Source organism: Phytoactinopolyspora endophytica (genome assembly GCF_004138495.1).
GTDB lineage: Bacteria > Actinomycetota > Actinomycetes > Jiangellales > Jiangellaceae > Phytoactinopolyspora > Phytoactinopolyspora endophytica.
The window spans coordinates 2,671-9,612 of the sequence record NZ_ML142875.1 but is presented as its reverse complement, the minus strand read 5'-3'; the positions used below and the strand labels follow the sequence as shown (position 1 = coordinate 9,612).

Below are 6,942 nucleotides of genomic sequence, written 5' to 3'. Positions count from 1 at the left end.
CTGCCAGCGACGCCGCCCCCGAGGTCCGAGACACCACGCCGAGGGCCGCTACCACGAAGGACGCCAGGTACAGCGGCGGCATGCTCAGCAAGTCGGCGGCTGCAGGCGGAATCACCAACAGCATTCCGGCGCGTGCCAGGTTCGTCATGATCACCAGACGCCGACGGCGGACGCGGTTGACCCAGACCCCAATATCAGACCGATCACAACCATCGGTACTTTCGATGCAGCGGTGAGCTGGCCCATCTGCGTTGCGCTCGCGCCGAGGACAACTGCCGCCAGAAGCGGGATCGCGATTGCCGAAATCTGGTCACTGAAGACTGAGAGGTCAGCACGAGCGTGGCCGACCCGGACGCGGCGTTACGAACCTGGCTGCGGCAGCACGCCAAAGACCATCCGCGGCGCGGGTTCCGGCCCGCGTATCACGATGCGCGGACCGAGGGCTGGAACGTCAACCACAAGAAGTCCAGCGGCTGTGGCGCGAGGAAGGCCTGCGCGTTCCGCAGCGGGCGTCGACGCAAACGCACGGGCGCCACCACAGCGTCCGCCCGGTCCCAAAGCTGATGCTCCGAACAAGTCGGGCTCTCGTTCATCCCGCCCGGCGAACCCTGGCGCAACGGCTACGCCGAGTCTTTCAACAGCCGCGTGCGCGACGAATGCCTGAACATCAACATCTTCTGGTCCCTGGCCCAGGCTCGCGTCGTGATCAGCGACTGGAAGCAGGACTACAACCACCGCCGACGACACAGCTCGCTCGGCTACTAAGCCCCAGCGATCTACGCCGCTGGCCACCCTTCTGTGAATGACTCTTCCCAGTCCTGACCAATTCTTGGCGTGCGGCCACTCAGCCAAAGACGAGACGCCTTCTTGGCTTGCCGGGCTCGAGCAGCTCGAACTTCAGGCTCAGATCGGTGCGCTCCAGGAGATCCACTTGCTGTGTGAACTGCTCACTCGTGACGTAGACGGTTCTCTCGAGCTTCCACTCGTCCTTGAACCACGCACGAAGCGCGGCGAGAAGACGCTCGTCCATACCGCTCGCCATCTGGGACAGACGAGCCCAGAACAAGATGACGGCGTCGACGTCCACCCACCCATCGTCACCGACTGGAATCACCGTGGATCTCGCGAGGAACGTGGCACTCGTGGGAAAGACGTAGACGCAGCCCAAGCATCTGGTGCCGTCAGGGTCGAGCACCGTGTACGTGAACGCACCATGCGCAGCATGGCGTTGTTCGAGGTCGATGACGTCTTTCCGGTTCGCCTCCACCGTGAAGTCGTCCTCGGGCCACGTTGACTGTCGCCATAACCGCAGGTACTCACGCGTTTCCATCACCGCGGCATAATCCAGCTCCGTGTCGGCAGCCACGATCGGACGCAAGACGAACTCTTCGGTCCTCAACTCAGCGGGAACAGGTTCGGTCGAATCGGTGAATGGCACGTATAGCTCCTTCAGCAAGTATCCCTAGGTGCTGCTCATGCTACGGCGGCGCTCAAAAGGTTATGGCGGCCGGACCGACGGGCCCGGTTACCACCAGCGTCGGCGCCTCAGCGCGTTCGGCTACCGAGCCTCACAGAACCCTGTGATCATGCTGTGCTTAGCGACTCAAACTGGCTCTGACCTGGGTGGAGGTTCTGCAGCGCTATTCGAGGCAGACATTCCTACTGTCTGCCCTGCAGAGACTCGTATGCATGAAGTTGGCCGGACGGCCTAACACTCGCCCTGTACAGCCAGTTCGCCAAGCCCGCCAACTACGTCCGGTCGAGGTTGATGCCCTGGTGGACGCCTACGCGTCGGGCAAGTCGGCCTACCAGCTAGCTACCCAGTTCGGCATCCATCGTTTGACTGTCAGCGAGCATCTGCACCGGCGCGGCGTGCGGATGCGGCAGCAGGGCATCTCAGCAGAACAGATCGTCCTGGCCGGGCGGCTCTACGACGAGGGCTGGTCACTAGCTCGAATCGGCAAGGAGTTCGGCAGCAGCGCCGAGACAGTCCGAAAGCGGCTACACGAGTCCGGGGTCGTGATCCGTGCTCGTCCCGGGTGGGAAGATCACTCGCGCGCATGACTGGGTGTTGATCATTCTCTACCCATCGCCCGCCTTAGTCGCGCAGCGATTGCTTCAGTCGCTTCGAGTGATAACTCCGGAACGTCGCCCCATTCCGTACTTCCATCAGGTAGCGTTCCAGCCACATGGAAATGTACATGTCCCACCGTCTGGCCCGCCGGCACACCGTTATTTTGCCACACTGCGATACCTGGCCTTTGTTCAGCAATGTCGATAGCTCTCGCTGCCTCGCGCACCTCCGCCATGAGTGCACCACACTCTTCGTTGGTCAGATCAAGGATAGTCGAAACGTGACGGATAGGAGTTACCAACAAGTGAGCGACGCCCCGCTGCTCCCGAGTCACCAACGTAGCCGTCAATCGTGCCCGCGAGAGAATAGTAAAAGGTCGCCTGCCGCCTAAGTATGCACAGAACGCACAGGAATCGTTATCTGGCAGGTCGATATGTTCGCTCGTCGAAGTCATGATACCCGAAGTGATTTTAGGAATGATTGGAGCTCCAGCCGATCGAGACGGTCGAACTCTTTCGGCTGTACGACGATCTTCAATTCATCGCAGATCTTCTCGCGCCGAGACGCGAGCATGAACGAAAGAATGGTGAAGCGAATCGAGTCTTGCGCAGGCAGTATTTGCGAGAGGCGCGCTTGCCCCCCACCTATCACCGGCATGGCCACAGTGCCCCCGTTGGCGTGCGTCGCCACCGACCGCCATAGTTGCTCCAAGCTTTGCCACACGCCACCTACCGAACCACGTGCCTCGTTCTTCTCATTCATCTCAGCGTAAGCGACACAGAACAAACGCCTGTAGCGATCATTCAGCACGGCTACAGTACCAATAGGATATACTGCGGTCTTGCCTTTCTTCTCGATCTTTCCCGTTGGCGGGACCTCGCTCAGTGCTGCCGCAAGGTCTGCGTCGAGAGCCGATCTGTTCTCCTGGTACACCTCTCGCATAAACTGGGCCTGCACACTGGATCGTGCAATGACCTCTGGCACCTCAGTATCAAAGGTCGTAGCCATGCCAATTACCAAATGATGATCACGTTGCTCGAAGAGATTCCCACGAACGAGACCAATCTTAATATTGGGCGCATCATAGATTTGCTCAATCGGACGCGGCCAGGATCGCCATAGCCCATACAGGGAAGACAGCAGTAGTAGAAGTACGGCCAGCGGGCGCCCTCCGTCGGAGACAACGTCGGGAAACAAGACATCAAACAGACCCGCGAAGACGGCACAGAACCCGACACCTGAAAAGGTGTGGATGGCGAAGTGGCGCCAAAATCGTCGCCGCTTAATGTCTTCGAATACCGTGCTGGTCACAAGCCCAACTTCTCGTATACGTTCAATTCGTAGTAATAGCAGCCAGTTTTCGTGCTTGACGCATAATCGGCAGCGTAATTGTCTAAGGCGAATTTGATGATCGCAGGCTGGAAAGAGACAGACATCGTGTAGTAATCAGCATCCAGCAGTGGCTTCGGGATAAAGCCCCTGTCGACCTTTCGATCGCCGTCTAAGTTGGCGACTACGACGGGCAGGTCGAGCGCCACCATGTTCTCTACTTCGTAGGCCAAGAAGGATTCTCCGTCACCGCCCTTCTTCTTTGCGGTGCTACTACCCAGAAGCACAAACTGCTTCGCATTCTTCATACGCTCCCGAAGCCGCCCTTTGATCGTCTCAGGCTTGCTCGTATCGCGCGCCTCGTATAGATCATGCGCGTCGTAGAAGTCGAAGTCGATATTCTCGTTCTCTCGCCAAGCTTCCATCAACCAATACGATCGGATGTCCTCGCTGGCGAACGCTACGTAGGTCTTGTTACGGTAACTCATTCTGGCATTCCCCTCTTAAATATCAATATAGCATGTTTCCCTCAAAGCTATGTTCCGAATTCAGATGACAGCTGTCACGTCATTCGACACATGGCGGCAACTTTCTAATTTGATTCTCAGGCACGCCACCGTTGGCCCGCAGCTTGCGACCATGCCCGTTACGTCTCAGTTGGACGTCATGCAAACTTCATCCACCCGTGAGCCCCTCTCGCCATGCTGCAACACTTGCTGCCGATCCGGCTGACCCCCCAACCGGTTATAGCGGGACTAGATGTGATCCGTAAGCTTGCCAGACGTCCGAGTGTTTGAGAAGGGCCTTAGGTCGAAAGTTCGCGGGACTCAGCCCACGGGTTCGGTTTGGGCCACGACGCAAGTCAGCTACGTCGCACATCCACCGTAAGCTATATGCGCATGGATGACGTGCAGCGCGTTGCCGACGCGGTCGCGGCGCTCGATCCCCAGCCGCGCGAGAAGCGCTGGACGAGCCTGACGTATTGCGTCGTTGACTCCGTGTGGAGCATCAACGCGAACTACACGAGCGTGGTCGCTCCTGTCGTGCGCGCGGTGGCGTCCGCATTCGGTGATCAAGCACCGCTCAGCCCGGCCAACCGGCCGCTGCCCGATGACCCGGTGCCGGTGCACGCCTTCCTCGATCGGTTCAATGACGGAACGGCCTTGGTACAGCTGACGAACAGGCAACGGACGTCCACACACAACGGTGTGCTGAAGGCTGATGCCGCCTTGGTGTACGCCCGCATTCTTGGCGCTCATGGTGTGCAGACGTTGGGAGAGGCCCAAGGCTTGCTCGATGACGAAGCCCGACTGGCCGAGGTCGAGGCAGAGTTGCGGACCGTGCCGGGCGAGGGACAGCACGGCGTTCGGCGTGGCTACTTATGGATGCTCGTCGGCTCCGAAGAGCACATCAAGCCGGACCGCATGGTGCTGCGATGGTTTCGGGATCAAGGAGTCGTCACCGATCCAGCTGGCGCGAAGCGTCTCGTGTACGAGATCGCTGCCTACCTCACCTCGAACGGACGGCCGACGACGCCATGGGTGGTTGACCACGCCATTTGGCTCACGCGACGAGGGCGATGACGTTTAGAACCTACGCTTCACCGAGCGCAGACCAGTCGACGCCGAGGCCGACCGACGCCAGCTCACGGGCAAGCTGCATTTTCCAGGCGCCACCGCTGTCCAGCGGAAGGTAGACGAGGCCGTCAACGTCAGAAGGACTTTCAAGGCCCTCTTCGTACAGAAAGGCCACACGATCTCGACCGAGTGCGCCGAAAAAGAAGCCAAGTTCAAACACCACATTCTGTCGCGCTCGTGGCTTGTCGTCAGCGTCATCCACTGCACGCCCACGGTCATCGCCCGTGGCGATCACGACCGCATAACCCGTACTTGCGGCGTAATGCTCAAATTTCTCGATGAGCGTTCTACCTGCATTTGCCTGTTCATGAAGGATCAACGGCTCGTTGCTGGTCAGCCGTGTAAGAAATCTTGCCACTTCGTGCTTTCGCGCATTATCGTGGCCGTGGACGATAAAAACCTTGGCTCCTGAGGCTCTTGGTCCATCTTGGCCGGTCGGGGCGCCTCCGGAGATTTCAACTTCATGTATCGCAGCTTGAAGTATGGCGATGGCTTCCCTGACACCCTCAACTTGTGCCGCGTCGAAAGCCGACTGTGGCGTGCCGTCAGTGAACATCATCAGGCTATAAGAGATTCCAGTGAAACTGCTATAGAGTGGGTTGGCATCGCCGAGGACATTCCTCAGAACTACTTCAGTCTTCTGCCGCCATAGTTCAAAGTTCTCAGGCTTGCCTTCATTGGCCATGCGGATCTGTTCGTCCAGGAGTTCAAGTTTCCGTTGCGTATCCACGACGTGTATTTTACCTCCTCCGTACCCGCAACCACTGCGCCATCCGCAACTACTCACGTGTTCGTGCCCCAATCAGAGATGTGGCCCCGCGGGGGGTGGGATCAGGCGGGGCCGCAGTGCTGTGAGTAGGAGGATTACTTGCCGCCGCTCGGAGGGGGTAGGAGTCGCTCAGTCCCGCTCCCCAAACGCTGTCGGCTGCTTCGAGCGCATGTCCTCGGTCGAACAGGGGAACCGGACAACCGGTGTCATCTCGCACGGTGGCCAGCGCCAGCGCTGGTGACCCGTAGCGTCACTGATACGTGTAGATCAGCTTGTTGCCGTCATACCGCTCGACTCTAGTGATCTCCCGCCCGATGGTCGCCGCTACCCAGTCGCGGTGCTCGTCTATGACGGCGTCCCAGTCAAGTTCGCCGTCTGGGGTCAGGGGTGGCTTCGCTTCCACGCTCGGAATGCTGTCCAGGGCCGAGATGGTGATGGTGTCGGCGGTCCCCTTGAGACGGAAGCCGATCTGTCCGGCCGTGACGTCGCCCAGTCGGTGGTATTGCTCGCTCATGTTGTCGATGAGGTCACGGGCCTGCTGCAGATCACCGCAGATGGCCTGCTTGCAGGCGAGGATCAGGCTTGGTACAGGCGCCGGCAGTAGTTCGGGGCGCCCTCGGCAATGCCCGGCTGAAGCGCCCGCACCCTATCGACGTGGCTGGCTGGCAGATAGAGGGTCATGTACCCGGCTGGCCGCGTGACGAGGAGGGTGACGTCAACAACTTCCAGCATGGTGCGTATCTCCAGATTCGTGGGGCCGTGTGGTCTTGGGCGGATCGTCTGTGCTGGGCGTGGTACCAGAACGAGATTCGACGGCCGAGGGCGGAGAAGTCCCATGGCCAGGCATGTTCCAGTACTCTGGCTCGGTGACGTAGGTACCCAGGGCCGGGAGCACCGCGACGACGCCACGCTGCAGCAACACATCACGAGCGCGGCGGATGGTGCCGGTGGAGACGCCGTATTCCTGAGCTGACAGCAACTCGCCGGGCAACATGGCGCCGGGCTTCAGTTCGCCGGACGTGATGCGGTCGGTGAGGTAGTCGGCCAGCTGCAGGTACAGGTAGCCGGGTGGCTGCTGGGCCGGATCGAATGGGGCGGCCATGTCAGCGCTCCGACCTGTGCTTGGTCAGCTG

10 protein-coding genes and 1 pseudogene are annotated in these 6,942 nt (G+C 59.8%); 3 read left to right on the top strand and 8 right to left on the bottom strand.

Annotated features, from left to right (window positions below; all coding sequences use genetic code 11):
- Positions 1-336 precede the first annotated feature (336 nt).
- Positions 337-765, top strand: a pseudogene (locus ELR45_RS31890) (integrase core domain-containing protein); the annotation flags it as partial.
- 79 nt (positions 766-844) lie between these two features.
- Here ELR45_RS31890 and ELR45_RS31885 read toward each other — a convergent pair.
- A complete protein-coding gene (locus ELR45_RS31885; protein ID WP_129669884.1) occupies positions 845-1,438 on the bottom strand; it encodes an N-acetyltransferase in 594 nt (197 codons plus the stop codon).
- A gap of 338 nt (positions 1,439-1,776) precedes the next feature.
- Between ELR45_RS31885 and ELR45_RS31880 the strand changes: the two genes are divergently transcribed.
- A complete protein-coding gene (locus ELR45_RS31880) occupies positions 1,777-2,064 on the top strand; it encodes a sigma factor-like helix-turn-helix DNA-binding protein (protein ID WP_205857676.1) in 288 nt (95 codons plus the stop codon).
- Positions 2,065-2,075: 11 nt separating this feature from the next.
- Here the strand turns inward: ELR45_RS31880 and ELR45_RS43115 are convergent, their stop codons facing one another.
- The 3 genes from ELR45_RS43115 to ELR45_RS31865 are packed head-to-tail and all read right to left on the bottom strand — an operon-like array spanning position 2,076 to position 3,891.
- Positions 2,076-2,528 carry an HIT family protein gene (locus ELR45_RS43115; protein WP_129669882.1) on the bottom strand — a complete coding sequence of 151 codons (453 nt, stop codon included), beginning with the start codon at positions 2,526-2,528 and terminating at the stop codon, positions 2,076-2,078.
- Complete coding sequence (locus ELR45_RS31870; protein ID WP_129669881.1) at positions 2,525-3,385, bottom strand: macro domain-containing protein; 861 nt, start codon at positions 3,383-3,385, stop codon at positions 2,525-2,527. The genes ELR45_RS43115 and ELR45_RS31870 overlap by 4 nt, the downstream gene beginning before the upstream one ends.
- On the bottom strand, positions 3,382-3,891 hold the full coding sequence (locus ELR45_RS31865) for a TIR domain-containing protein (RefSeq protein ID WP_129669880.1): 510 nt from the start codon (positions 3,889-3,891) through the stop codon (positions 3,382-3,384). Before ELR45_RS31865 ends, ELR45_RS31870 begins: the two co-directional genes overlap by 4 nt.
- A 411-nt stretch (positions 3,892-4,302) precedes the next feature.
- On the opposite strand from ELR45_RS31865, the gene ELR45_RS31860 reads away from it, so the two are divergent.
- A complete protein-coding gene (locus tag ELR45_RS31860) occupies positions 4,303-4,986 on the top strand; it encodes a hypothetical protein (protein WP_205857675.1) in 684 nt (227 codons plus the stop codon).
- Positions 4,987-4,996: 10 nt separating this feature from the next.
- Here ELR45_RS31860 and ELR45_RS31855 read toward each other — a convergent pair whose 3' ends face one another.
- The 4 genes from ELR45_RS31855 to ELR45_RS31845 all read right to left on the bottom strand — a co-directional run bounded on the left by ELR45_RS31855 (position 4,997) and on the right by ELR45_RS31845 (position 6,911).
- Positions 4,997-5,770: a TIR domain-containing protein gene (locus tag ELR45_RS31855; protein WP_129669878.1), complete on the bottom strand. Its 774-nt coding sequence runs from the start codon at positions 5,768-5,770 to the stop codon at positions 4,997-4,999.
- Between the two features lie 289 nt (positions 5,771-6,059).
- Positions 6,060-6,323 carry a hypothetical protein gene (locus tag ELR45_RS31850; RefSeq protein WP_129669877.1) on the bottom strand — a complete coding sequence of 88 codons (264 nt, stop codon included), beginning with the start codon at positions 6,321-6,323 and terminating at the stop codon, positions 6,060-6,062.
- Positions 6,324-6,385: 62 nt separating this feature from the next.
- Entirely contained in the window at positions 6,386-6,541 is a 156-nt protein-coding gene (locus tag ELR45_RS36125) for a hypothetical protein (RefSeq protein WP_165368281.1), read from the bottom strand.
- Positions 6,525-6,911 carry a winged helix-turn-helix domain-containing protein gene (locus tag ELR45_RS31845; RefSeq protein WP_129669876.1) on the bottom strand — a complete coding sequence of 129 codons (387 nt, stop codon included), beginning with the start codon at positions 6,909-6,911 and terminating at the stop codon, positions 6,525-6,527. The genes ELR45_RS36125 and ELR45_RS31845 overlap by 17 nt, the downstream gene beginning before the upstream one ends.
- Positions 6,912-6,942 lie beyond the last annotated feature (31 nt).